The organism is Oleiphilus sp. HI0128, from assembly GCF_001635365.1.
Map to the genome: position 1 here is coordinate 16,366 of NZ_LWGG01000987.1, position 24,155 is coordinate 40,520.

Here is a 24,155-nt window from a genome sequence, read left to right on the forward strand (position 1 = left end):
GGCCTAAACTTACGCATCATAAATAAATAGCCACTTTTGAATGCGTGGTGAAGTGAGCGAAACTGCTGAAGGGAAGTTGAGGAATAGCTAATGATAAAAGCTGCGTTTCTAGTTTATGACCGCGCACTCTTTTCAGGGATAACCAGGCCCTATGAAATTCTGAAGGCCGCTAATGCAATGGCGCGCATGGCGCGGGAATCCAGGCCGCTTGAGCTGCATATGGTTAAGCTCGAAGATAAACAGCCTCAGGTTGCTGGCGATATTCCTTTAAATATCGAAGAGCGTATTGAATCTCTTGGTCATATGGACTGGATCTTTATTCCACCAAATTGGAGAGATCCGGTACATTTATTGAAACGTTATCCCAAGTTGCCAGAGATGTTAAGGCAGCGCTATGAGGAAGGGACTAACTTTATTGCCACAGGGGCCGGTGCCTATTTCTTGGCAGAAGCAGGCCTTTTAGACAAGACCCCTGCTACGACTCACTGGTTCTTTTTTGATAAATTTGAAAAGCGTTACCCTCACGTTGAACTAAAACGCCAGCACTTCATTACTTATGGTAACCGAATTTATTGTGCTGGCAGTATCAACGCGCTGTCAGACTTGGTCTTTCACTTGATTGGCCAGGCCTTTGGTTTGGAAAAACGTCAGTTAGCGGAGCGCCATTTTGCCCATGAAGTAGGCAGCAGCTACGACTTGCCTATGTTTTCAGTCGGACGAGCCGCGCATGCAGATGAAGATATTATCGAGATTCAGGCGTGGTTAAAGTCCTCGTGTCATGAAGATATTGATATTCCCCAGATGGCCGAAAGAGCAGGCATGCCAGTACGAACGTTTACACGTCGTTTCAGGCAAGCATTAGGCATGACACCGAATCAGTACCTTCAGGACTTACGCATTGAAAATGGCCGTGACTTATTGAAATCAACCGATCTAAGCATTCAGGATGTGGCTGAAAACGTTGGCTATAAAGATACGGCTTACTTTTCTCGGGTGTTTAAAACCAAGGTAGGGCTGACGCCAAGTGATTATAAGAAAATGGTGCGTCCAAAACTCTTCCAGTTAGATTAAAGAGTAATAATTTGGGACAAAAAAAGAGGAGCCTGTTTAGGGCTCCTATAATAGGGGTTTCTTCAAGGAAGACAGAATCACGATCGCTTCTTCGTGATCTGTAATAACAGTATAAGACTAAAATTTCCGTAATGTGGTTAAAAAGTGAGCTATATTTGTAATGATTCGTTATAACATGCTATCGCATGCCAAGAATTACTTACATAGCAGTCCTTTCACAACATTTAGCCTTGCTGTCGTAAGTTCAGACAATGGAAATGTAACTTGGTTCAAAAAAATAATAATACTTGATGAATCTTTTCAGATTTACGTGGTCTATTAGCATTCATCCCCTTACAAAAGGAAGACTAAACCGAGATGTCTCAGGCACCCAAAAAAGTCCTTTTTCTGTGTACCGGTAACTCTTGTCGAAGCCAAATGGCCGAAGCCTGGGTAAATACGATCAGAAATAAAGAGTGGCAAGCATACTCTGCAGGCATAGAAACCCACGGTATGAACCCTAATGCTGTTTCAGTGATGGGGGAACTTGGGGTAGATATGAGCAAACATTATTCTAAGCATATTGAAGAGCTCGAAGCGCAACAGTTCGATTTGATCGTGACAGTTTGCGGTCATGCTGCTGAACATTGCCCAAACTTATCGGAGTTCAAAGAGATTAAGCATGTTCCTTTTGATGACCCGCCATCGTTAGCGAAACTAGCTGCTAATCAGGAAGATGAGTTGGAGAGTTATAGGCGTGTGCGAGATGAAATCAGGGCTTTTGTTGAGTCGTCTAGCTTTTCTAGCTAAAGCGGCTTGAGATACCTTGATCTTTGCTCCATGCAGTCCTATTATGCGCGCTTTTTAATCAATACTAAGCTTCTTTAATAAACTGCATTTGCACTGACGTAACAAGGCTCAACATAATGACCGAAGAACATCAGGATTCCGCACAGACGGACGAAACTGACTCAAAAGAGACGAATACCAAAGGTCCTAAAATTGAAGTGGCTAACCTCAAGAAAAGGCCGATTAGAAGCTTCGTTGTTCGCAGTGGAAGGATGACCGCAGGCCAGCAAAGAGGCTTTGAAGAGTGTTGGTCAACGATGGGCTTGGAGTTAGCGAAAGCGCCTTCTGATGTTCGTGAGAGTTTTCCTCTTGCGCAACCTTTAGTGGTAGAAATTGGTTTTGGCATGGGTGCATCACTAAGTGAAATGGCTCATCAGGCGCCTAATGAGAACTATTTGGGGATTGAAGTTCATCGTCCCGGAGTTGGTGCGCTCCTAAATCAGGCGGGTGATCTAGGCTTGGAAAACTTACGAGTATTCTGCGCCGACGCCAACGAAGTGCTGGCACGGAATATTGCTGATGATTCCGTTAGTCGCCTACAGCTTTTCTTTCCCGACCCATGGCATAAAGCACGCCATAATAAACGTCGCCTTGTACAGAGCGAGTTTGCTGAGCGAATCAGGTCAAAGCTTGAAATCGGAGGTGTCTTCCATATGGCAACAGACTGGGAGCCTTACGCAGAACATATGATGGAAGTGATGGAAGCCGCGCCAGGCTATGAAAACGTGGCCGGAGCCGGGCAATACTCTGAACGCCCTGAAAACCGCCCCTTAACTAAGTTTGAAAAGCGCGGTCAGCGTTTAGGGCATGGTGTTTGGGATTTGCTCTACCGACGTATTGCTTAAATACATAGAGTCTTCATAAGAAGCAATAATAGCTAAAACAAGGTTTGTATGTATGTCAGGGCACGATAACTCGAAAAGCACTGAAGGTGTTGTTGCTGAGATAGCGCCAAAAGAGTGCCGTGACCGTTTGAGAGCCGATATTGCCAACTGCGAGCTTCTGGGTGAAACCCAGGATGCCAAGAAAATATTGCTTTATCATCACCGCCAATCTTCGGTGCTAATGAATGAAATTGGCCGTTTGCGAGAAGAGTCCTTCCGCTTGGTGGGCGAAGGAACAGGGCGTGAACGTGATCTCGATGAGTACGATGCCCACTATATGCACATCGTCCTTTGGGATGAAGAGCAAGGTGAGGTGGTCGGCGCGTATCGCCTAAGAGGTACTGATCAGCTCGATGTACAGGAAGATTCTGATCGGCTGATTGTTAATTCTCCTCTTTATACTGCGAGCTTATTCGACTACTTACCAGCATCGCGTAGCATTCTAGAGCATGGGTTGGAGCTGGGCCGAAGTTTTGTTCAGCCACAATACTGGGGTTCCAAAAGCCTGGAATATTTGTGGTATGGCATCGCAGCCTTTCTTAGGCTACACCCTCAATACCGTTACTTGTTCGGCGCAGTAAGTATTAGCAATACCTTATCTGCACCAGCTAAAGACTTACTTATCTATTTCTATCAGCACTACTATGGAACTGAGACAAAGTATCTAGTCTGTCATCACCCATACCAGCTAAGTGAGGCTTCAAAAAAGCACCTAGATCAATTTTTTGAAGGTTTAGATCTAAAGGAAGGCTTCATTAAGCTCAAGAAACAGCTAAGGTATCTTGGCTTCGCTGTTCCTGTTTTATACAAACAGTATGCAGAATTGTCAGAACCAGGCGGGACGCGCTTTTTAGGCTTCAATATCGACTCGGACTTTAGTGATTGCGTTGACGGCTTTGTCGTGGTCGATATTGATCAAATGTCAGGACAAAAACGAAAACGCTATGGTTTGCTGACGCATCGGCTTGTTTCATCTTAGTATTATTGTTTGTTTGGGTCTCATTGCTCAGCACTTAAGACGCTCAACGAGCTTGCTTAGATAAGGACAAAACAGTCAGTTTGAGCAATAGTTCAATGCTCGCAACCACCTAAAGACCTTTTTAGGTCTCGATATATCTGGCTACAGACCTTTTAAGTATGCGGAGATCTTCATTGACTCTTCTACACTCATATTCTCGAAAGTCGTCATCTTACTAGCATCACTTCCCACCCTAACTTTATGAGATACCTGCCAAGCACTTAGTTTAGTGCCCTTATTAGGCGGAACAGCCCTTAGAAATTTTCCTAAGCCTGTTGAGTTATGACACTCAGAGCAATGGTGTTCGAATAGGTCTTTTCCTGACGCTAGGTCTGGGTGGTTGTGCTGGTCATTGCCACACCCAACTAAGAAGATACATAACAAGGTGATTGTATAAACGATAGGCATATTTAATATCCTTTCATGTTCTAAACCGGACAATTAACGTATTGAATTAGCAAATAATTCCTTGTACTGATCCATTTAAGCATTACAAAAATAAATAGCTATACTTAATTCTGTCTATATAAATTTAACCAAACCTAATCTCACCTATAATTATATCAATCACTAAATAATGTTCAAAAATAAAGCTAAGGCTGACTAATGACCAATATCTCGCAGTACTTACAGTACATGATTAAAAAGCAAGCCTCGGATTTGTTTTTTAGCGCGGGCTTTCCTGTCTTAGTAAAAATACAAGGTGTTTGTAGTGCGATTAATAAAGACACGGCTTTAACATCAGCCCAAACCAAAGAGCTTGCTTATTCTCTGATGAATGATCAGCAAATTAAGAATTTTGATGAGAATCTGAGCACTAGCGTTGGTATTTCCGTTCCTAACTTGGGGCGATTTCGCCTGAGTGTTTTTAGGCAACGCGGTTCTGTTGCGATGGTGATTCGTTGTATTAAAACCTCACCGCCAACTCTAGAAGAGCTAAGGTTACCAGAAGATCTGGGTGAGTTTATGTTTGAGAAACGCGGGCTGGTTCTGGTTGCTGGCGCCACCGGCTCAGGTAAATCTTCAACGCTAGCAGCAATGATCGATTTTCGAAACAAGCATTCAACAGGACATATTCTGACTATAGAAGACCCAATTGAATACTTATTCTCTTACAAAAAATCAATTGTTAATCAACGGGAAATCTCGATCGATGCCAAGAGTTATTCAGATGCTTTGAAAAGTGCAATGCGTGAAGCTCCAGATGTAATCATGATTGGGGAGATAAGAGATACCGACACAATGAAACAGGCGATCGTATATTCTGAAACAGGTCATTTATGTTTAGCCACTATTCATGCCAGCAATGCCGTTGAAACATTGGATCGAGTTATTAACTTTTTCCCTCCAGATGACCGAGGACAAATATTGATTGATCTATCAAGAAACCTTCATTCTGTTGTTTGCCAGCGACTTGTAAAAAGTAAGGATGGTTCATTAACTCCAGCATTAGAAATATTGCGAAATTCTCCTTACTTTGGTGAGTTGATTCAGAAAGGAAAAATTGGAGAGTTAACTGAAGCATTTGAGAGAGACATGGATCAAAATGTTGTTACTTTCGATGAATCTCTAATTAAACTCTATAAAGAAGGGAAAATCTCAGCGGAAGAAGCTATTAACAACGCAGATTCGAAACATAATGTCCAAGTGAAAATCCGCCTTAAAGACGACCCCAGTGCGGCCTCTGAAGGTTGGCAAATAAAAAGCTAATGTGCAAATGTCGGTATCATGCCAAATCATTTCTTACTGGAAAATAGATCTTTTTACCTTCTTTCTGAATTATTAGGACGAGTTTATTGAAAACAAATATTCGAAGCCGCATTATTATAGCCGTTGTTGTGTGTCTGGTATTAATTTCCGCGACACTAGCCTACGTTTTATTTGAGCAATCTAGGATAGATAAGAAGTTTTTGTTGGTAGACAAAATTATTAGCCATACTGGAATAGTCGATCAAGCACAAACTGTGTTTGTATCCCTATTAGCCGAACAACGGGCTTCTATTCGAGTCAAAAAAGAAGGTTCACAGTTCAGTAATCTTATTGACGAGCTAAACGCTCTCTTGGAAACAATTGAGCATAAACCCATATTAGCTGAAAAAGAACAATTTCTGTTGAAACGAGTTAGAAGTGACATTGCTCGCTTATCTAGCCTGAGCTCGAACCTATTAGTTTTAGCGGGTTCTACCGAAACTAGCGGGAAAAACAGCTTGTTGAGTGAGTTCGATGCATTAGGCCAGAAAATCACCACACAGCTAGACCAGATTCATATTTTTCTTGACCATGAATTAGAAAAAGCTTTTCATGAAGCATCTGAGATGCGTTATGGCGCACAAAAAAGCGTTGTCATTAGCGGCACGCTTCTCGTCTTTTTCCTTGTCTTTTTTAGCTTCCAGCTAGTTCGTTCGATTACACGTCCCATTAACGACCTGGTTAAGGCGACTCAGAGGCTTAAAAGCTCAGAATGGGATTATCGAGTCAATTTAGATACCGGGGACGAATTGGAGGAACTTGCTGACAGTTTCAACAGCATGGCTGAACAGCTTTCCCATCAACACCTAAGCCTCAAAGACCAACTGGATAGACACAGTATTCAGCTAAAGGAACGTTCTTTAGACCTTGAGATACTTTTATTGGCAAGCGCTGAACTCTCGTCCGAGTTAGATATTGAGCAGTTGCTAAAGCTTATGGCGCAGAAACTAACAAGTACACTGAAAGTAACCTATTGCCGTATTGCTCTAAAAGATAGTGAGCATGCAGGCCCTGTAATTCGCGCAGCCTATCCCATCAGGATGCTAGATTGGGAGCCTGGCATTGGAAACGAGTTAGACGTAAAATATTGTCCTGACTTACAGAAGGCTTTTGACACTGGACGATACGTATCAGTTTCTAATACAGAAATGTTTGATCGGAGACATAAAGTTGAGTTGGAACAAATTTTCACTTCTGAAACACATTCCGGTTTAATCTTTCCCTTAGTTATTAAAGGACGCTCAGAGGGTGCTATTATTTTGGGTGAGTCAAGAGTGTGGGACCGGGAACCTTTTTCTCAAGAAAAAATCGCCCTCTGCCAGACGCTAATCAACCAGTCTGTTATAGCGATCGAAAATGCAGAAAACTATGTGTCTTTGCATTCAATGTTTTTGGATACAACCTCTGCCTTGAGTTCTGCAATTGATGCTAAGTCTCACTGGACTAAGGGGCATTCGAAGCGCATGACAGCTCTGGCATTACGTATTGGACGGAAATTATCACTTGATTCCGAATCATTAAACCTTCTCAAGGTGGGCTGCATTCTCCATGATATTGGGAAAATCGGTACCTATGAGCAGATTCTAAACAAGGCTGAGCCACTTACGGATAGTGAACTTGAAATCATTCGTCAACATCCAGTAAAGGGGGAGCTTATTCTTAAACCAATCCATAAGTTTAAAGCGATTCTACCTATAGTAAGAAGTCATCATGAAAAATATGATGGAACAGGCTACCCAGATGGATTAAAGGGCGAAGATATTCCGATTCTCGCCCGTATTGCAGCGCTCGCAGATACATACGATGCGATGACCGCTGATAGACCTTATAGAAAGGGTTGTAGCCGCTTAGAAGCTATTGCTGAAATTAAGCGCTGCTCAGGGACGCAGTTTGACCCAAGTATTGCTGGCGTATTTATTGAGATATTGAAAGATGAGTATTCATAGTTAAAAACATGTTCTTCTATCCTTACCAATCAAGCCGTGCTGGAAACACAAGTATCTAAAACTTAATGCTGACTTACACGCGCACAGTTAGAACGACTCTAGTTTCTCAAGTACAAGGTCTCTTAAACGCTTGTCGCCACTCGCTAGATAAAGCGCTCGCTGGTACATGCTTTTTGCTTTGTCATCTCCTCCCATTAAACGATATAAATCACCGTACTTGATAAATACCTCTGGGTTGTTTGGGGCGACCCGTATGGCTTGTTCGTATATTCGTTGGGCGCGTAGCCATTGTTGAGAGTTTTTTGCTTTTTCGGCTTTAGCAAGTAGAACGCTTAATATATTGCTTTCTACCTTGTTTATTTCTTTTACTTCTACATCTTGATTTTTGGCTGCATCACTATCGACAGTTATGCTTTTTTCCTCTGGTGTTACAGCTTTATTAAGTATGCTGTGAGGCTTGGATGTGATCGGTGAGTCGGCCTTTGAACTCGGTGTTACGGGGACAATGTTAGGCTTAGTCTGTGTGTTGAGTGAAGAACAAGCGCTCAGTAGGAGAACTGTACTGAGCACTAAAGCCAGAGGAGATGCCTTTAATAAATAACTGAGGCCTTCTAAAACCATGATTTTAACCACCCTTTCACCGATGAATAACCATTTTTACATGCTTGATATTCAGATGTATCTGGTTCACCCCAGACAGGAAGGTCTATAGCGCCCTTGCATCGTTCATCGGTGAGGTGAGCCGTGTTTTGATCAAACCAATGGTACTGGATGTTAGCAGGAGCTTCCATACTCAAGGGATATTGAGGGATGCGGCGAATAAAGTCGCTCCATAGCTGCAGGGCACCGCTGCTGCCGGTTAGGTGTGTTTCTTTATTGTCATCGCGGCCGAGCCAAAAGGTTGCTAGGTAATCTCCCGAGTAGCCTGAGAACCAACTATCCCGATTATCGTTAGTGGTGCCGGTTTTACCCGCAACCACCAGTTGCTCTGGTAGTTGTTTGTATGCAGAGCGCCCGGTGCCGGTTTGCATGGTCTTTACTAGTGCTTCTTGTAATAAATAAATCGCCTCGGGTGCAACTACTTGACTAAGCTTGAAAGGGTAGCGGGTTAAAGTTTCACCTTGTGCGTTGGTGACCTCGCGAATTCCTCTTAAGGGCATGTTGAAGCCATTACTGGCGATAGTTTGGTAGAGCTGCGTCACTTCAAGCGGTGACAATGATTGAGATCCTAGGAATAGAGAAGGGTAGGGCGTGAGCTCTCTTTTGACACCTAAACGCCTGAGCATGTCATGCACTGTGTCAATTCCTAGCTCTAAACCTAAGCGGGCACTTGCCAGATTGTAGGATTTAGCAAGCGCTAGATATAAGGGGACTTCTCCATGGCTTTCGTGATCAAAGTTCTGCGGCGCCCAGATTTGCCCATCTTCAAACTCTATTTTGAATGCCTGATCTGATACCAGCGTGCTGAGTTGATATTGTGAGGGTTTTTCCAGTGCGCTAAGGAATATTGACGGTTTAATGAGCGAGCCGATAGGTCTTCTTGCATCAAGAGCACGGTTAAAACCGCGGTATCGTGCTTTTCTGTCCCCAGCCATGGCGAGTATTTCCCCGGTGCCGGTTGCGGTGACCACGGCGCCTACTTGAAGCGTTCCTGTCTGTTTCCCTGATTCGAGTGTTGGAAGTTTGCTGGCGATTGTATTCTCTAGCTGGTGCTGGAGCTGGGGGTCTAGACTGGTATATATCTTTAGCCCTTCAGTGCGTAGGTCGTCTTCATGGTAATCTTTTCCCAGCTGACGCTTTACCATGTCCATAAATGCCGGGTAGGGATTAGTCTGTAGAGTCGGCTTATCGATAACGTTTAATGTGTGAGTGATCGCCTCTTGATAGCGTTGATCGTCAAGGAGGTTCTCCTTGTTCAGAAGAGACAAAACCAGGTTGCGTCGTTTTAGTGCTCGTTCAGGAAAACGGCGAGGATTATAATAGGACGGGCCTTTGATCATGGCGACAAGTAGAGCGTGTTCGGAGATAGAGCAGGCACGTAAATCCTTGCCAAAGTAGTAGAGGCTGGCTGCTGCAAACCCGTGGATAGCGAGTGAGCCAGATTGACCGAGAAAGACATCATTCATGTAAGTTTCTAGGATGGACTGCTTGTCATAATGGGCTTCCAGCATCAGAGACATCAGTGCTTCATTTACCTTTCGGCTAAGTGATCGCTCTCGACTGAGATAAAAATTCTTGACCAATTGTTGGGTAAGCGTGCTGCCACCTTGAACAACTCTGCCCGCTTTCAGGTTTGCCCATGCAGCACGCGCTATGGATAGCGGTGAAATGCCTAAATGATGTTTAAAGTCACGATCTTCAGTGACAAGAAGGCTGGCAATGAGTTGGTCGGGTATGTCTTCGTAGGGTAGTAGGATTCTTTCTTCTTTAGTGCGGGGATAAATGCCGCCCACTTTTAAAGGCTCTAGTGTATAGAGCGCTTGATGACTACCCAGGCCTTGCAGCTGGGTGACGATATCGTTTTCTATATGAAAACGAAAGTGACTACTCTCTTGATAACCTTCAAGTGTTTGATGAGCAGGTACCTTTAGTTCAACAACTTGATGGGTGCTTGATAGGTGACGAATGGAGTAGCTGCGTTCGGATTTAGGTTCCGAACGGGCTTGATAACCTAGCATATTGAGTTCATCAAGCAGATTGTTGGCGTTTAGCGCCTTATCGTTATAAATTTCGAGGGTGCGGGCAAATACTTGAGCTGGAAGCGCCCACCGCTTGCCTTCAAACTTATATCTGACCTGAGCATCGAGATATATGCACCAGGCAAAGAGCAGTAAGGCCAAAACACTTAGTATCTTCAAGCTAGTTGGGCGAAGAAGGAGAGGGCGCTTGTGCCTGAAATTGGCGGAGTTAGTCATTTCGCGTCAAGTACTTATTGTTGCAGAAGCTGCTAGGGGCTGAAAGAGCTAGTGTATCAGAGCCAAGCGGAATGTGTGAGGCTTAATACGATAAGACTAAAAGTGCGTCTGAGGCTTACTTTGGATCGACGAAAGCTTTTTCGAAACATAAGTGTAAGCGTGTTCAAATTCTTGCTTTGAGAAGTTTTGATGCTTTACTTTCTTGAGTTCTAGGTCAGTCAGTGTGAGGTGAAGTGTGGGGGTGACTTGAACTTTGTTAAGGCATTGTTTTACACAATGCAAAGCACAGCCATCTAGGGCCAGGATCGGTCGCTCTGATTTCGCTTGTCTAACTAATGATTTAACCTGTCCGCCAACGCCTGCTATACAAGACATTTCAGCTTGTCCTAGACGGTTCAATTCTAGGGCTAATTGATTGGTAAGCTGGGCGACATTAGAGCAGCCAGAGCATGAGTACACGATAGGCTGCTGTTCTCTATGATTCATCTTTTACTATCAATATCAGTGAGTGCCAGAACTGTTAGGCGCGAGCAAAGAGTAGATTGTTTTCAATCGAGATATGACTTTGCAAATCTTCGATAAATTCAGAAATTAAGGCATAAAGCCTTGTCCAGGTATTACAAGCGTCTTCTGGTAATGTCAGCTGGTTCGTTAGCTCTGATAGCTGGGAGATTGCACCAGCATGTTCATCGTGCTCATGACGCATCACCGAGATAGGGCCCTGAGCCATTGCTCCCATTCCTTGTTCCAGCATAGGGAAGAGGATGTTTTCTTCCTTAAACATATGTTGTTCGAGCTCTATCTTCATTGTTTGCAGGTGATTAGATAGGCCATGAGGACACTCTGGGTGTTCACCGTGTACAGATTCAACTCGAGCAGCCTTTTCATTTAGTTCGCTAAGCTGTTGTCGATGGACTTCATGGTAGCGCTGCAAGATATGAGCAATTAGTTCAGGGTTTGATAGAGATTCTAGAGGCTCAAGGGTGCTATTGCCGTCTGTTAAAGTTTGATCGGGCATACTTCCTCCACTTCATAAGAACGGGGTGGGCAACTATAGTATCGGAATTCTTTTCAGGGCGAGCTTTTATCTTAAGAACATTGCCGAGCCGAAGCTATACAACCTAGTTGATATAAGAGGGATAAAAGGGGGTAGAGCAGATAGAAAAATAATAGGCTGCTCAGGAGGGGCTCCTGAGCAGTTAGCAGCGCTTATTCAGCGGCTTCAGGGCATTCTATTGAGCCTGCTTCGCGCATGTCGCCAAGTGGCACGTTAAGGTTGGTATCGCTATCGCGTTTTGCTGAGCCGTGATAGATTGCCCTGCACTCACCAGGTGAAGACAATTTGCAGTTTTCTAAAGCTGCCTGAGAGGCTTGTTCCTCTGTTTCATAAGGGCCATGAAATTGGCGGTTTTCGAGGTAGAAATATCCTTTTTCTATGTTTTCATCGACCACGATTACTTCATCGATTTCTTGTGCTACAGACATAGTTTCTCTCCCGTATATTAAACACTATTCAATTCTTACTGAGGCCAAACTTAGTGTTTAGACCTTACTAAATGCTGTTTCTTTTCTACTGTGTTAGCAGTTAACCAGCGGTGTCGAATAGTGACTTTTATAATTATTATCGTTGCTAGTTCAAAATTTATAAGACGAAATCACCTATGTCTTTAGAAGAAAAACAAGCCTTCATAGACTATTAAGCCCGGTAATGTCCCGGGCTTATTCGCTTCGTCTTAGTTCGGTGTTGCTCGATTAATGATCGAGTAACAATCAATATCGCCTGGTAGGGTACCATAAACCCAACCTTTGTTGTCACTTTTTAGTCTGGCGAGGCAAAACGCATTGGCGATTTCTTCATTTCCATATTGGAGTAGGCTTGCCCCTTGGAAGCAAAGTGCCATCTTTTCAACGATTCCTCTGGAGCGGTATTCTATATCCTTCTGATTAGAGAATTCTTGATGAAGATCATTTAGGGCTTCATCCATCAGTGAATGCTTACCTTCTACAGTATGCAATTCGGTCAGGAAGGCTTGTAGAGATTCAGGATTACGACGCGTGGCGCGAAGCATGTCCAGGCACTGGACGTTGCCACTACCTTCCCAAATGCTATTTACAGGAGACTCTCTGAATAGTCGGGGCATAATACTATCTTCCATTACGCCACTACCGCCAATGCACTCCATTGCTTCATAGGCGTGGCCGGGGGCCCGCTTGCAGATCCAGTATTTGCCGATAGCAGTTCCCATGCGCACTAAATGTTTTTCCTGCTCGTGTTCACTGCTTAAGTCGAGTGCCCTCGCCATGCGCATGCTTAAAGCCGTAGCTGCTTCGTGCTCAATAATCAGGTCGGCGAGTACATTTTGCATGAGTGGTTGTTTATCGAGTGTATTGCCAAACACCTTGCGTTGGCGGCAGTGATGAGTGATTTGGGAGATTGCCTGGCGCATCATGCCCGAGGTGCCAATCATGCAGTCAAAGCGGGTCATGGCAACCATCTCTAAAATTACCGATACACCTCGACCTTCTTCGCCGATCATCCACCCCATTGCTCCGCGTAGCTCAGTCTCACTGGAAGCATTGGAGACGTTCCCCATTTTATTTTTCAGGCGTTGTACTTGCATCGGATTCTTGCTGCCATCGGGTCGCCAGCGTGGCACCAAGAAGCAAGAAACACCCGAACTAGTTTGGGCGAGTACTAAAAATGCGTCTGACATGGGGGCTGACACAAAATATTTGTGCCCGATTAGTTCGTAAACCTGTCCGGGTCCCTGGGCACCCATTGCAAAGGCGCGCGTACTGTTTTGTCTAACATCGGAACCACCTTGTTTCTCGGTCATTGCCATACCTATTGTGAGGCCTGCCTTTTCTTCATGGCTGACATTTCGGTAGTCATATTCTCGATGCATAACTTTGGGGGCCCATATGTCATAGATATCTGGCTGCCTTTTTAGTGTCGGAATAGCGGCAGAAGTCATAGTTATAGGGCAGCCATGACCTGCTTCAACCTGGCTCATCATATAGCTCTTGGCGGCACGTGCGACATGAGCGCCTGGGCCAGGTTTAGTCCAATGGGAAGAGTGGATGCCTTCCTTAATTGAGAGCGCCATGAGTTGGTGGTAAGAAGGGTGGAAGCGTACCTCATCGATACGCTTACCATGGCGGTTGTGAGTAAAGAATACCGGTTTATTCTCGTTCGCCTGAAAGCCCCATTCAAGCACTTCGGCTGACCCGGTGACCCTGCCAAAACGTGAAAGATCCTCGCTGTAAGCTTGTCCTTGATGAGCTTTAACTGCATCTTTGAGTGCGGCATCTTCTTCATAGGCATTGTAGTTTTCCAATGCTTCGGGTTGATTCTCGACAGTGTGAGTTTCTGGCCAATAGGCGTTGCTCGGCTTGAAAGATTCAGAAGAGGTCATGGTCGCTTACTCCGTACCTTTAGATAAAGTGAACTTGTATTCATTTGTTTGTGCTATTGAATCACGCGATGCTTCAATAGTCAATTCTGCGCATTTAGGATAAAATTCAAGGACCCAGTTCTAAGAGCTCTTCATAAGCTCGTGTGAAGAGAAAAACTAAAGAGTATTCCATGGCATATCGCCCGACAGAAAAAACTGAAGCCAGAAAGAAAGCACAGCGCAAACTGCTCTTGGATACTGCTTTGCAGTTAGTCGCTTCGGGAGGTTTTCAGTCTTTAACCATTGCTTTGTTGGCTGAAAGGGCAGATGTTGCGACCGGTACTGTATATAAGTACTTCGCATCGAAAGCAGAACTGTGCGCAGAAGTGTTTCGGGTGGCCACTGAAAAAGAAGTCAGGAATGTACAGCTAGCAGCTTTTCCTCAGGTGGAAGATGAACTCGAAGGTCAGCAAGAAGGCGAGGCATTGAGCTGTGAGCAACGTCTGAAAATGGCGTTAGAGATTTTCTCTAGAAGAGCTTTAGAAGGGCGTGGTCTGGCTTATGCCTTGATAGCCGAACCGGTAGACTCAAAGGTTCAGCAAGAGCGCTTAAAATATCGACGAGCCTATGCCGAGATATTTGAGGCCTTGGTGACAGAGGGAGTCGAAAAAAATGAGTTTGCACCCCAGAATGCGTTGATATCTGCTGGTGCGATGGTTGGTGCATTGGCAGAAACATTACTTGGCTCTATCGCCAGTGCCCAACAAACGCCTGGCGAATTCAAGCCCGAAGAATGGATTGAAGAAATATTGAGCTTTTGCCTTTCAGGTGTTCGTCGCGCCTAAGCGCTTTTGAGCCTGAAAGGTTTGAACATTTAAGAGATGAGCCTCAGCTTCTAGCGCCTACGACGTAGGCTTTCTTTTTCCTTCGTACGCTGGTCAAGTCTGGCCATAATTTCTGCCATTTCTTTTGCTTCTGCAGCCGCTTTGGCAGCCTGTGCAGCTTCGCGTTCCATTTTCTCTTTGGCGATGGCTTCTTTAATTCGCTTTTCCTTGGCAGCTGAGCCAACACGTCCTTCTGGTAGTTTGTCTTTAGCTGGGCTGGTTTTAGCTTTGTTGGTCTTTAATCTGGTATTGCTAGTTTTGCTTGCAGTGGATGTTTTGGTTTTCGGCGCACTCGTTTTAGTGCTGCTACCTGCGCGGTTTTGCCGACGCTTCATCTCGATATTCATCATGACCGCTTTCATATCGTCAAAGTCTTTGGTTGAATCAGACTTTCGCAATTCGACGACTTCTGCTTTCTTTTCTTCTTTCTTGACTGTTTCTGCTTGGGCAGCAAGATAAGCTTTTACATCGATGCTGGTGACAGGGCCGTGTTCTTTTTTTGTGCTACGATTTTGGCTAATGCTGCTCTTGTCTTCAGGCGTATTGCTGGCGGCCTTAGCCGCGGGGCTTTGTTTATGGATTGATGTTACCTTACTCGTCGCCTTTGCTTCTTGTATTGCTTTGGGCTCGCTATGTACTTCTTGATTAACCTTATTTACCGTGGGGGCAGGTGCACGTCCGGTTTTGATAAGCTTGCCATTGAACTCGTCGCAGGCATCGCGAACCAGCTCTCGGGATTCAGCAGGGGAGTCAGCATAAGCCCAGGTTTCTACTGTAAAGTTATCAACACCGAATTCACGTACAGTGTCTAAGAACTCACCTGAACCACCTTCTTCTGCCTGAACGATCAGTCTGGCCCAATGTTCTTCCATACTATCTCTTGCACTGCCGACATAAACTTCGTTGTTGACTCTATTGGTGGCAGTAAAAACGATCATATAAGCGATACCTCTGTTATATAAATGTAGTAAGAAAATGGATCAATATAGAAAATGATGGAGGCGCGGAATTATAATGAAGAAAGAATTTTTCGGTAGAATTGACAAGGAAGTTTTTACATAATTTAGCAGATTTTTTTGCAAGTAATTGCTTGCAAATTTTGAGAGCCCTAGATTAGGGCTCTTAAGGTCTATAGGCTGATACCGATATTACTAATGCCTTCATCTTGAGCAAGCTCTCGAATGGCAAGAATCAGTTCTTCTCCAGGGTGGCTTGCAGATCTTAGTAGCTCGCTCAGTTCGGCTTGAAATGAAAACTCGCGTTCAATGAGCGGATGTGAATCGAATAACTTTATTAGCTGGTTTTCGCTCAGTGAGTCGCCTTCGGAAAACTCTATAAACTGAGTGATGGTTTCCAAGGACAGTTGGCTAACGCTCAATGCACGTGGTTTTTCATCGTTGATCCCAGCCAATAGAGCCTGTTCTAGAATGCTTAGGCAATCGTGAGTTGGCAGGGCACCATAATGTTCGCTCTGTTCGGTATCAGGCATGTTCGCCTGGGTCAGATCGAGGAGCTCTACAATACCTTCTTCGTCTTGCTCAATTATGAGCATGTTCCAGGCGCTGTCGATGTCTGCAAGCTTGAGTGGAGAGTCTGAAGGGCTGTCAGACTCGATACTGTCAAGATATAGGAGGGCGTTGGGAAGGGCGCGTTCCGCTATTGCAAGCATAAATGCCCGTTCACGCCAGCCTCTAAGAGAGTTGAGAGATTTTTGAAACTTCAATCGGTTCATTGTGCCTAGCCTGCAGGTAGTTGGTATAAGCTTACGAGTATGTCGCTGCTCTATGTAAAGTGTTTATTAGCGTTTGGGTGCACTGAGAAAGAGACTCACCAGCCACAACAACGCCGTCTTCATGGCCGTCCATGCAAAAGAGAATAGACTTCTCAGATAGTAATAATTGAGCGGATAGTTGGCGCACTGATTCTGCCATCTCTGGCGTGCCATAAGGTATTTCTTTGGGGGTGGAAGCTAGCTTGAGCGCTGAACGTTGCTTCCATATTTCTGTGGAGTGAACGTGCACCACAGCTTTTATTCGGGCACTAAGCTTATAGATGACGCCATGCGTCATACTTTCCGATGAGGGCTTTGTTTCACCTTCTGCATGTATTGTATTTGTCTCAGGGTGGCTTTGGTTTACGAGGCATATATCCCGAGGGAATAGCGTTGGAAGGTGGCCTGTTTGAGTGCCGCTGATCCAGAAAGAAGGAGGCGCTTCAATGCTAGAGTCTGACTGGCAACGCAGTGATAGGTTGCCAAAGCCATAGCCTTCATAGCGATTATCATCCTGGCCGATTAACCCGTGAGCCATCATTTGTTGGCGGCATTGGTTCAGTTCAGCCAAACTGGTATCGTCAATCGAGATGCTTCGATGCTCGAATACCAGCTGATATTTGATAACGCCTTCTTGCTCCACTTGTGTTCTCTCAGACTTGAAGAGGCAGTTAAACTAAGTTTTCGGCAGCGTTACGCCAGTCTGGCCCTGGTATTTTCCACCACGATCTTTATAACTTGTTTCACATACTTCGTCAGATTCGAAGAACAGCATCTGTGCAACACCTTCGTTAGCATAAATTTTTGCTGGCAAATTGGTGGTGTTAGAGAACTCAAGTGTGACGTGACCTTCCCATTCGGGTTCTAATGGGGTGACGTTAACGATAATGCCGCAGCGTGCATAAGTAGATTTGCCCAAACAAACAGTGAGGACGCTACGAGGAATTCTGAAGTACTCAACAGTTCGAGCCAAAGCAAAGGAGTTTGGTGGGATGATACAAACATCGCTATCAATATCGACGAAGCTGTTTTCATCAAACTGTTTAGGGTCTACGGTTGCTGAGTGGACGTTTGTGAAGATCTTGAATTCACTGCTGCAGCGAACATCGTAGCCATAACTGGATGTTCCATAAGAGATAATTCGGCCATTTTCACCGGTTCGAACCTGCCCTGGTTCGAATGGCTCAATCATGCCTTGCTCTTGTGCCATTCTACGTATCCACTTGTCAGACTTTATTGCCATGTTTCGCTGTTCCAAATAAAAAGTTTAGAAGCTGTCAAAGTAATGCTTCCGTAAAGCTGGCTATAATACCTTTGCTTAAGATATAAGCAAAGTATCTACTTACAACGATGGCTTAACTTTTCGAGCAGACTTAATAGGTTTGTTGAAAATATGGTCTAAGCTTGTATCACGCTGTATGTAAAGTGTAGATAGATTGATTCTTCGAATTCACCTAGAGGTAGGACACGGTTTTGGGCCTTTCCGCACTAGAAAAGTTGAAGCATGGTTTAAGGTTTAAGAAACTGGGCCACCGCTTGACCTTTTATTTTGTATCACTCGGTATCTTTTTTACCGTGGTGACGGTATCGGTATTGCTGGTAAAACAATATCAAGATGGAAGGCTTTCTGTTTACGAAGAAGCGAATGATACCATCAAAGCCGTTAATCAGCAGTTAGCTAGAAGCTTATGGAACGTCGATCAGGATAGCACTCATATCTTGCTGGAAGGCGTCTATCGTATGCCTTCAATTCAGGGTGTTAGAATTGTAGAAGCCTTGGGCAATGAATATCAGTACGGGGATATTGAATTGCCAGTAAGTTTGTCGAGCCCTTTGGTCTTTAACGGCCAGAATATGGGTAAGATTGAAGTTGATGTGAAAGATGAGTTGATTACCGAGTCTGTATTAGACCAGATGATCGTGATCCTTATTAGTTCCACTTTGATGATCGGTTTGATTAGTTTTGTTTTCAGTACGATTGTTAAAAATGCAGTGACGCGCCACCTTTCCAAAATTAGCCGTGAAACCGTTCAGCCGGCTCAGCTAACAAGTAAAACCTATAAGCCCATTGTGCTGAATCGCCCCGAATACAGTGATGAAATTGCTGACTTGGTTGAAGCTTTGAACCGGGGACGAAAGCAGGTTGCCGAGTTTGCTTTGGCAAAAGAGTCCTATGAAGACCAGTTAGAGCATCAGGCAAATTTCGACATGCTGACAAATTTGCCTAACCGTCGCCATATTGAATATCACCTGAAAAATGAAATGCTTAACCAGCAGGAAAACGCCGAATACTCGAAGCTGGCAATCTTTTTTATTGACCTGGATGGTTTTAAAGAGGTGAATGACAGCCTGGGGCATAGTACAGGCGATAAGATTCTGCTGGATAGTGCTTCCCGCTTGAAGAAGTTGATCACTCGCTACGGAGGTTATGTGGCCCGTTTTGGTGGCGATGAGTTCATCGCTTGCTTTCAGTGCAACACTCGCGCAGATGCTGAGGATGTTGCTGATAAAACGATATTGGCCTTTAAAGAAAACTTTGTCTTAAGTGACTCGCAGCTTCAATTAGGTTGTAGTATCGGGGTCGTGCTTTACCCTGAAGATGGCGAGAATACTGAAGATTTGATTCGTCGTGCAGATACCGCGATGTATAAAGCCAAAGAAGCAGGCCGTAATACCTTTGCATTCTTTGACGAGTCAATGATGTATAACATCGTGTTGCACAATACGATTAAGAGTAAATTGAAAGATGCGATCGTTAATAATCAACTAGAGCTCTATTTTCAGCCTTTGATTGATTTGCGCGATATGAGTATTACCGGTTTCGAAGCCTTATTACGCTGGGAAGATGAAGACCTGGGTAAGGTTAGGCCGGACTTGTTTATTCCGGTTGCCGAAAAAACCGGTCAGATATTTGATATCGACATCTGGGTATTTGAACATGCCATTGCGCAGGTTAAAGAGTGGCGCAGTGATTTCAATGAAGAATTTATCGTTGCTATCAACTTTAGCCCAACTAACTTTCACCATCGCGAGTTATCTGACTGGACGCATAATCACCAGGTATTTTTGCAAACCTTGGATTGGGTGGAGCTGGAAGTAACAGAACGTTTGATGTTGGACGACGACCCTGTTGTGATGAAGGGTATTAAGCAGCTACTTAAGTCAGGGCTTAAATTCAGTATTGATGACTTTGGTACAGGTTATTCGTCTCTTGGTTATATCAAAAAATTCAGCCATATCCTGTCAAAGATTAAAATTGACCGTATGTTTGTCAATGAGTTAATTAACAACAGCTCTGATCAAGCACTGGTCAAGAGTATCATTACCTTAGCTGATAGCTTATCTATCGAGGTCTTGGCTGAAGGTATCGAGTCTAAGAAGCAGGAAGAGTCATTAATCGGGCTTGGTTGTGATTATGCTCAAGGCTTTTTCTATTCTAAGCCAATCCCAGCACCCGAAATCCCGGCCTTCATTCGAAAGTGGCAACAGACACCGCATATTGTCAGCTCAAGCTCTTAGAAAGAAAAAAGCTTCGGGTACCTAAACAGGTTTTTGTCATCAATTAGCTTGATATGACATACTCTCGTTTTTCTTGGCGAAGCAAAATTGATCTTAAGGCAGGTGGCGCGATGAAAGGGGTTTTCCTTGATGTAGCAAGTATGGGAGATGGTCTGGACCTGAGTGATATCGAGTCTTCATTTAGCCAATATCAATCTTATGATACGACGGAATCAGCGAATGTCTGTGAACGAATAAAAGGCTTTGAGGTGGTCGTTGTCAATAAAGTGCTATTGGGGAAGAAAGAAATAACAAGTAACCCCAGCCTAAAGCTGATAGCCGTTACGGCGACAGGGACGAACAATATTGACTTGCAAGCGGCTAAAGAGGCCGGTGTTAGGGTCTGTAATGTCACACAGTATGGGCGCCCGGCTATTGTTCAGCATACCTTTTCTTTGTTGCTGGCACTAACAAACCGTTTATTGGATTACGCTAAAGATGTTCAAGATGGACGCTGGTGTACAAGTCCGATTTTTTGTTTGATGGACTACCCTATTGTTGAACTGGAAGGCAAGACGCTTGGCCTGCTCGGTTATGGTGACCTTGGACAGGGTGTTGCAAAAATGGCCGAAGGCTTTGGCATGAAGGTTATACTGGCAGCTCGTTCCGGTCAAAGCTTGGAAAGTGTTGATGGCTATCCTCGCTTGGCTTTGGAAGAGCTATTGCCGCAAGTTGATGTCTTATCTATTCATTGCCTGCTGAGTGATGAAACTACAAATCTAATCGATGCCAATGCCCTGTCTAAAATGAAGCCTTCGGCCTATTTATTAAATCTTGCTCGAGGTGGCATTGTGGATGAAAACGCTTTGGCCGAGGCATTGAAAGAACGCCGCTTGGCCGGCGCAGCAACAGATGTCTTATCCGTTGAACCGCCTAAGGGTGGAAATGTACTACTGGATAGAGAAATTCCAAACTTAATTGTTACCCCTCATTGTGCTTGGGCGAGTAAAGAGGCGCGTCAGCGCTTGTTGGACAAAGCTGCCGCAAATATTAGAAGATTTGCCGAGGGAGAACCCCAGGCTTACATTGTTTAGTTAATTTGAATCAAGAGGGCGCGACTTTAACGATGAGCACAGTATGGCTACAAAAAGAACTTGAGCTTCAAGCCCGCTCCCGCGGTTTTCATCTGATCACTCGGGAAATTGAGCAAGCCTTACCTGAGCTCAATACGATTTCAATAGGTCTAGCGAACCTGTTTATTCAACATACCTCAGCATCACTCACATTAAATGAAAATGCAGACCCGGATGTCCGCAGTGATATGGAAAAGCACTTTAATAAGTTTGTGCCGGAAAATGCACCCTATTATGATCATATACTCGAGGGTTCTGACGATATGCCCGCTCATATCAAAGCCTCGCTGCTAGGCTGCTCTTTAACTATTCCGATTAACTCGGGAAGGTTCTCGATGGGTGCGTGGCAAGGGATTTATCTTGGGGAGCATAGAAATCAAGCTGGTTCACGTAAGTTAGTAGTCACTATGCAGGGTCAGACTTAACTATGGTTAAAAAATAGACTACTTATTCTGTCCAACTTCAGCTAACATGTGTGCACTTAAATTTGAGGCGCAAGTTGTGATTATGAGCAAAGTGGTGGACAAAACGGGCGATCAGCCAGTTGATAATAAGCGGGTGGAAACCCTGGAACATAGTTTAGACGAGTTGCTAAATACCTTAACTCACGGGCTAGGTGTGCTATTAAGCATTGCGGGTTTATTTGTCTTGTTAATCGCTGCAATTCCAATGGATGATGTATGGAGAGTCGCCAGTTTTAGTATATTTGGCTTGAGTCTAACGGCTTTATACTTAGCTTCGACGCTTTATCATGCCGAGCGATGCCCGGTTAAAAAAGATAAGCTGAAGATGTTCGATCACTGTGCTATTTACCTCCTGATTGCAGGTTCTTATACACCCTACCTCATGGTGAGTATGAGAGAAGTCGGTGGTTGGGGCTTATTAGCCCTTGTTTGGGGCATTGCATTTTTCGGTATCTTCTTGAAAATACGTTTCAAGCATCGGTTTTCACTTTTGCGCGTCGCGAGCTATCTGCTTATGGGTTGGTTGGTGATTCTAAGTGCTGAGGATTTGCTCGCATCAGTACCGGAAGGAGGAGTGTTTTTACTCGCTTTGGGCGGAATAATCTATACTCTTGGTGTTGTCTTCTATTTGGTCGAACGAATTCCCTATAACCATGCAATCTGGCATCTGTTTGTACTGGGGGGCAGTATTTGTCATTTCTTCAGTGTTTATTACTACGTTTTGCCACCTCAGGTCGCTGTATAATTAAACTTCGGGCTGGTCAGAGATAACTTTTATTAGACTGTCGTCACGGTTTTGTTGCTGCCATTGATCAAAGTAGATTAAGTCCTCCAATGGCAGACGTTCTCGCCACCCCTTGCTTTCGAGTTCGGGCTTCACTTTAAATTCAGAGACATAGCCCATACATAGGTAGGCGACAGGTACGACATGTTCGGGAATGCCTAAAATTGCTTTTACTCTGTCCTGATCAAAGATACTAACCCAGCCAATACCTACATTCTCAGCGCGTGCTGCCAGCCATAAGTTCTGAACGGCACAGACGGTGCTGTTTAAGTCCATGCTTTTTATATGTGTGCGGCCTAGCACAACAGGGCCGCCGCGTTGACGGTCACAGGTGACGACAAGGTTAAGCGGTGAGTCTAAAATTCCTTCGAGCTTCAGAGACTGATACAGGGGCTTCTTGTTGTCCGGAAACATTTCCATTGCTTCGTTATTGGCATCAGTAAAAGCCTCTTGTACTTGTTGTCGAACTGTTTTTGAGCGAACTAACATAAAGTTCCAGGGCTGCATAAAGCCAACCGAGGGCGCATGATGTGCGGCTTTCAATATGCGGGCCAAGACCTCATCCGGAATCGGGTCGGGCTTGAATTCTCCTCTGACATCACGTCGATTAAAAATGGTTTTATAGAGCGCTTCGCGTTCATCGTGCGTAAAGTTTACAGTCTGGTCTTCGGCGGACATTGAAAAAATACTCTATTTGTTACGCTCAGAAATTGACCTTCGAGGCCTGGTTTTTATAAACGAATCAAAGGCATTTTTGCTGGCAACTTGGGCAACACACTGCCGGATTCGTTCAATGCTCGTTTTATCCAAATGATCAACAAGGCCGACTCGTAGCATGGCAAAATCGTTGTTCACAGATATAAGGCGCAAGAGAATACCTGCTTTTGCGAAGAACTCATAGAGTTCGCTGAGATAAGATGGGCTACCTTGGAAGCTAATAAACAGGCCTCTATCAGCTAATAGTTTGAGCGCTTTGTTGTGAACCAAGGGCGCAAATAAGCTTTGGATTTCTTGGGCGCTCTTTTGGATGCGCTTTCGGCTGGCATGTTGCCAGTATCGATCGGGCAGGGCCTTGCTTAATATGTGCATAGCTGGGCCGTTGAGTGGCCAAGGGTTGCTCGGAAACTGTATGCGAGAGAGACTTTTAGGTGAGCCAAATATGAAGCCGGCCCGAATACCGCCTAAGCCGAAGAATTTGCCGCAAGATCTCAGTACTAAAATGTTATCGGGCAGGGGTGGGCGTGAGAGTAGGCTGGCTTTAGGTGTTAGATCGATAAATGCTTCGTCCACGATCAGCATTGCGTCAGTTCCGAGCATGGCAGCCCAGGAGAACAGGCTCTCTAGAGGAATCATGAGCCCGCTTGGATTATTCGGGTTGATAATAAGTAAATGCTGTTGTGAGTTAGCTTCAATCAGCCGCTCAATCATGGCGTCAGCTTTGGATAAGATGCAGGCATCGTAAAAACTAATCTCAGCGCCTTTGTTTGTCCACGCACACTGATGCTCTTGGTAACCCAGGGACGGCAAGATCACAGGAAGATCTGCTAATAGCAAAGGCAGTTGTTGAATAATCTCTTGAGTACCAGCAAGTGAGCGGTAGGCATGCGGGCCATAATAGCCTTCGACTGTTTTCCTGAATTCCGGGCTAGGGTAAGGCAATCTAGAGAATACGGTTGCCGGAATGTCATCGCAAGGATAAGTGATCGGGTTAAGGCCGGTTGACAGATCCACCCAATCTGATTCGGGAATGTTATAGCGAATCGAGGCGCTGACTAAGTCGCCACCATGGACAATATGTGTTTGTTGCGTTGTCAT

Annotated in this window: 24 protein-coding genes; 11 read left to right on the forward strand and 13 right to left on the reverse strand. The window is 44.6% G+C overall.

Annotation, left to right across the window (positions count from 1 at the left end; genetic code table 11):
• Window positions 1-90: 90 nt before the first annotated feature.
• The 4 genes from A3763_RS16410 to A3763_RS16425 all read left to right on the forward strand — a co-directional run bounded on the left by A3763_RS16410 (window position 91) and on the right by A3763_RS16425 (window position 3,762).
• Window positions 91-1,071 (forward strand): GlxA family transcriptional regulator, encoded by a 981-nt coding sequence (locus A3763_RS16410; protein ID WP_068509256.1) that lies wholly within the window; start codon window positions 91-93, stop codon window positions 1,069-1,071.
• A 357-nt stretch (window positions 1,072-1,428) separates the two neighbouring features.
• Window positions 1,429-1,860 carry an arsenate reductase ArsC gene (locus A3763_RS16415; RefSeq protein ID WP_068509254.1) on the forward strand — a complete coding sequence of 144 codons (432 nt, stop codon included), beginning with the start codon at window positions 1,429-1,431 and terminating at the stop codon, window positions 1,858-1,860.
• A gap of 116 nt (window positions 1,861-1,976) precedes the next feature.
• Window positions 1,977-2,744, forward strand: a complete 768-nt coding sequence (trmB, locus tag A3763_RS16420) for a tRNA (guanosine(46)-N7)-methyltransferase TrmB (protein WP_082865329.1) — start codon at window positions 1,977-1,979, stop codon at window positions 2,742-2,744.
• 52 nt (window positions 2,745-2,796) lie between these two features.
• Window positions 2,797-3,762: a GNAT family N-acetyltransferase gene (locus tag A3763_RS16425; protein ID WP_068554061.1), complete on the forward strand. Its 966-nt coding sequence runs from the start codon at window positions 2,797-2,799 to the stop codon at window positions 3,760-3,762.
• 141 nt (window positions 3,763-3,903) lie between these two features.
• On the opposite strand, the gene A3763_RS16430 is transcribed toward A3763_RS16425, so the two are convergent.
• Window positions 3,904-4,209: a cytochrome c gene (locus tag A3763_RS16430; protein WP_068509251.1), complete on the reverse strand. Its 306-nt coding sequence runs from the start codon at window positions 4,207-4,209 to the stop codon at window positions 3,904-3,906.
• 198 nt (window positions 4,210-4,407) lie between these two features.
• Here A3763_RS16430 and A3763_RS16435 point away from each other — a divergent pair, with 198 nt between their 5' ends.
• Both A3763_RS16435 and A3763_RS16440 read left to right on the forward strand, forming a co-directional pair.
• Window positions 4,408-5,511, forward strand: coding sequence for a PilT/PilU family type 4a pilus ATPase (locus A3763_RS16435; RefSeq protein WP_068510380.1), 1,104 nt, complete (start codon window positions 4,408-4,410; stop codon window positions 5,509-5,511).
• Between the two features lie 86 nt (window positions 5,512-5,597).
• Window positions 5,598-7,496 (forward strand): HD domain-containing phosphohydrolase, encoded by a 1,899-nt coding sequence (locus A3763_RS16440; RefSeq protein WP_068633973.1) that lies wholly within the window; start codon window positions 5,598-5,600, stop codon window positions 7,494-7,496.
• Window positions 7,497-7,583: 87 nt separating this feature from the next.
• Here A3763_RS16440 and A3763_RS16445 read toward each other — a convergent pair whose 3' ends face one another.
• The 6 genes from A3763_RS16445 to A3763_RS16470 form a co-directional block, all read right to left on the reverse strand.
• On the reverse strand, window positions 7,584-8,117 hold the full coding sequence (locus tag A3763_RS16445; protein WP_068553114.1) for a tetratricopeptide repeat protein: 534 nt from the start codon (window positions 8,115-8,117) through the stop codon (window positions 7,584-7,586).
• Entirely contained in the window at window positions 8,108-10,411 is a 2,304-nt protein-coding gene (gene mrcB, locus A3763_RS16450; RefSeq protein ID WP_068508603.1) for a penicillin-binding protein 1B, read from the reverse strand. The genes A3763_RS16445 and mrcB overlap by 10 nt, the downstream gene beginning before the upstream one ends.
• 96 nt (window positions 10,412-10,507) lie before the next feature.
• On the reverse strand, window positions 10,508-10,897 hold the full coding sequence (locus A3763_RS16455; protein ID WP_068508605.1) for a putative zinc-binding protein: 390 nt from the start codon (window positions 10,895-10,897) through the stop codon (window positions 10,508-10,510).
• A gap of 34 nt (window positions 10,898-10,931) precedes the next feature.
• A complete protein-coding gene (locus A3763_RS16460) occupies window positions 10,932-11,429 on the reverse strand; it encodes a hemerythrin domain-containing protein (protein WP_068508607.1) in 498 nt (165 codons plus the stop codon).
• Window positions 11,430-11,620: 191 nt separating this feature from the next.
• The gene (locus tag A3763_RS16465; protein ID WP_068508609.1) at window positions 11,621-11,896 is read right to left on the reverse strand and encodes a hypothetical protein; all 276 of its coding nucleotides are present in this window, start codon (window positions 11,894-11,896) and stop codon (window positions 11,621-11,623) included.
• Window positions 11,897-12,144: 248 nt separating this feature from the next.
• The gene (locus A3763_RS16470) at window positions 12,145-13,827 is read right to left on the reverse strand and encodes an acyl-CoA dehydrogenase family protein (protein WP_068508611.1); all 1,683 of its coding nucleotides are present in this window, start codon (window positions 13,825-13,827) and stop codon (window positions 12,145-12,147) included.
• 170 nt (window positions 13,828-13,997) lie between these two features.
• Here A3763_RS16470 and A3763_RS16475 point away from each other — a divergent pair, with 170 nt between their 5' ends.
• A complete protein-coding gene (locus A3763_RS16475; protein ID WP_068508613.1) occupies window positions 13,998-14,651 on the forward strand; it encodes a TetR/AcrR family transcriptional regulator in 654 nt (217 codons plus the stop codon).
• A gap of 50 nt (window positions 14,652-14,701) precedes the next feature.
• On the opposite strand, the gene A3763_RS16480 is transcribed toward A3763_RS16475, so the two are convergent.
• The 4 genes from A3763_RS16480 to dcd all read right to left on the reverse strand — a co-directional run bounded on the left by A3763_RS16480 (window position 14,702) and on the right by dcd (window position 17,704).
• Window positions 14,702-15,628 (reverse strand): hypothetical protein, encoded by a 927-nt coding sequence (locus A3763_RS16480; protein ID WP_068508614.1) that lies wholly within the window; start codon window positions 15,626-15,628, stop codon window positions 14,702-14,704.
• A 191-nt stretch (window positions 15,629-15,819) separates the two neighbouring features.
• Window positions 15,820-16,422 carry a DUF416 family protein gene (locus A3763_RS16485; protein ID WP_068508616.1) on the reverse strand — a complete coding sequence of 201 codons (603 nt, stop codon included), beginning with the start codon at window positions 16,420-16,422 and terminating at the stop codon, window positions 15,820-15,822.
• Window positions 16,423-16,453: 31 nt separating this feature from the next.
• Window positions 16,454-17,104, reverse strand: a complete 651-nt coding sequence (locus A3763_RS16490; protein ID WP_068508619.1) for a class II aldolase/adducin family protein — start codon at window positions 17,102-17,104, stop codon at window positions 16,454-16,456.
• A 33-nt stretch (window positions 17,105-17,137) separates the two neighbouring features.
• On the reverse strand, window positions 17,138-17,704 hold the full coding sequence (gene dcd, locus A3763_RS16495; protein WP_068508620.1) for a dCTP deaminase: 567 nt from the start codon (window positions 17,702-17,704) through the stop codon (window positions 17,138-17,140).
• Between the two features lie 230 nt (window positions 17,705-17,934).
• On the opposite strand from dcd, the gene A3763_RS16500 reads away from it, so the two are divergent.
• The 4 genes from A3763_RS16500 to A3763_RS16515 all read left to right on the forward strand — a co-directional run bounded on the left by A3763_RS16500 (window position 17,935) and on the right by A3763_RS16515 (window position 22,301).
• Entirely contained in the window at window positions 17,935-19,980 is a 2,046-nt protein-coding gene (locus A3763_RS16500; RefSeq protein ID WP_068633972.1) for an EAL domain-containing protein, read from the forward strand.
• 53 nt (window positions 19,981-20,033) lie between these two features.
• Window positions 20,034-21,053 (forward strand): NAD(P)-dependent oxidoreductase, encoded by a 1,020-nt coding sequence (locus A3763_RS16505; RefSeq protein WP_231872229.1) that lies wholly within the window; start codon window positions 20,034-20,036, stop codon window positions 21,051-21,053.
• 32 nt (window positions 21,054-21,085) lie between these two features.
• Complete coding sequence (locus A3763_RS16510; RefSeq protein ID WP_068552815.1) at window positions 21,086-21,517, forward strand: secondary thiamine-phosphate synthase enzyme YjbQ; 432 nt, start codon at window positions 21,086-21,088, stop codon at window positions 21,515-21,517.
• Window positions 21,518-21,599: 82 nt separating this feature from the next.
• Window positions 21,600-22,301, forward strand: a complete 702-nt coding sequence (locus A3763_RS16515; protein ID WP_082865041.1) for a hemolysin III family protein — start codon at window positions 21,600-21,602, stop codon at window positions 22,299-22,301.
• Here the strand turns inward: A3763_RS16515 and bluB are convergent, their stop codons facing one another.
• Together bluB and A3763_RS16525 are read right to left on the reverse strand one after the other, a co-directional pair.
• A complete protein-coding gene (gene bluB / locus A3763_RS16520; protein WP_068552817.1) occupies window positions 22,302-23,018 on the reverse strand; it encodes a 5,6-dimethylbenzimidazole synthase in 717 nt (238 codons plus the stop codon).
• A 12-nt stretch (window positions 23,019-23,030) separates the two neighbouring features.
• Window positions 23,031-24,155 (reverse strand): aminotransferase class I/II-fold pyridoxal phosphate-dependent enzyme, encoded by a 1,125-nt coding sequence (locus A3763_RS16525; RefSeq protein ID WP_068552818.1) that lies wholly within the window; start codon window positions 24,153-24,155, stop codon window positions 23,031-23,033.

What these genes read in the sequence shown, in the direction of transcription:
- A3763_RS16525 (WP_068552818.1), bottom strand. Translation starts at nt 24,155, where the DNA reads ATGACAACGCAACAAACACATATTGTCCATGGTGGCGACTTAGTCAGC.
- A3763_RS16430 (WP_068509251.1), bottom strand. Translation starts at nt 4,209, where the DNA reads ATGCCTATCGTTTATACAATCACCTTGTTATGTATCTTCTTAGTTGGG.
- A3763_RS16415 (WP_068509254.1), top strand. Translation starts at nt 1,429, where the DNA reads ATGTCTCAGGCACCCAAAAAAGTCCTTTTTCTGTGTACCGGTAACTCT.
- A3763_RS16475 (WP_068508613.1), top strand. Translation starts at nt 13,998, where the DNA reads ATGGCATATCGCCCGACAGAAAAAACTGAAGCCAGAAAGAAAGCACAG.
- A3763_RS16510 (WP_068552815.1), top strand. Translation starts at nt 21,086, where the DNA reads ATGAGCACAGTATGGCTACAAAAAGAACTTGAGCTTCAAGCCCGCTCC.
- A3763_RS16480 (WP_068508614.1), bottom strand. Translation starts at nt 15,628, where the DNA reads ATGATCGTTTTTACTGCCACCAATAGAGTCAACAACGAAGTTTATGTC.
- bluB (WP_068552817.1), bottom strand. Translation starts at nt 23,018, where the DNA reads ATGTCCGCCGAAGACCAGACTGTAAACTTTACGCACGATGAACGCGAA.
- A3763_RS16425 (WP_068554061.1), top strand. Translation starts at nt 2,797, where the DNA reads ATGTCAGGGCACGATAACTCGAAAAGCACTGAAGGTGTTGTTGCTGAG.
- A3763_RS16465 (WP_068508609.1), bottom strand. Translation starts at nt 11,896, where the DNA reads ATGTCTGTAGCACAAGAAATCGATGAAGTAATCGTGGTCGATGAAAAC.
- A3763_RS16485 (WP_068508616.1), bottom strand. Translation starts at nt 16,422, where the DNA reads ATGAACCGATTGAAGTTTCAAAAATCTCTCAACTCTCTTAGAGGCTGG.
- A3763_RS16435 (WP_068510380.1), top strand. Translation starts at nt 4,408, where the DNA reads ATGACCAATATCTCGCAGTACTTACAGTACATGATTAAAAAGCAAGCC.
- trmB (WP_082865329.1), top strand. Translation starts at nt 1,977, where the DNA reads ATGACCGAAGAACATCAGGATTCCGCACAGACGGACGAAACTGACTCA.
- A3763_RS16460 (WP_068508607.1), bottom strand. Translation starts at nt 11,429, where the DNA reads ATGCCCGATCAAACTTTAACAGACGGCAATAGCACCCTTGAGCCTCTA.
- A3763_RS16505 (WP_231872229.1), top strand. Translation starts at nt 20,034, where the DNA reads ATGACATACTCTCGTTTTTCTTGGCGAAGCAAAATTGATCTTAAGGCA.
- A3763_RS16455 (WP_068508605.1), bottom strand. Translation starts at nt 10,897, where the DNA reads ATGAATCATAGAGAACAGCAGCCTATCGTGTACTCATGCTCTGGCTGC.
- mrcB (WP_068508603.1), bottom strand. Translation starts at nt 10,411, where the DNA reads ATGACTAACTCCGCCAATTTCAGGCACAAGCGCCCTCTCCTTCTTCGC.
- A3763_RS16515 (WP_082865041.1), top strand. Translation starts at nt 21,600, where the DNA reads ATGAGCAAAGTGGTGGACAAAACGGGCGATCAGCCAGTTGATAATAAG.
- A3763_RS16445 (WP_068553114.1), bottom strand. Translation starts at nt 8,117, where the DNA reads ATGGTTTTAGAAGGCCTCAGTTATTTATTAAAGGCATCTCCTCTGGCT.
- dcd (WP_068508620.1), bottom strand. Translation starts at nt 17,704, where the DNA reads ATGGCAATAAAGTCTGACAAGTGGATACGTAGAATGGCACAAGAGCAA.
- A3763_RS16410 (WP_068509256.1), top strand. Translation starts at nt 91, where the DNA reads ATGATAAAAGCTGCGTTTCTAGTTTATGACCGCGCACTCTTTTCAGGG.
- A3763_RS16470 (WP_068508611.1), bottom strand. Translation starts at nt 13,827, where the DNA reads ATGACCTCTTCTGAATCTTTCAAGCCGAGCAACGCCTATTGGCCAGAA.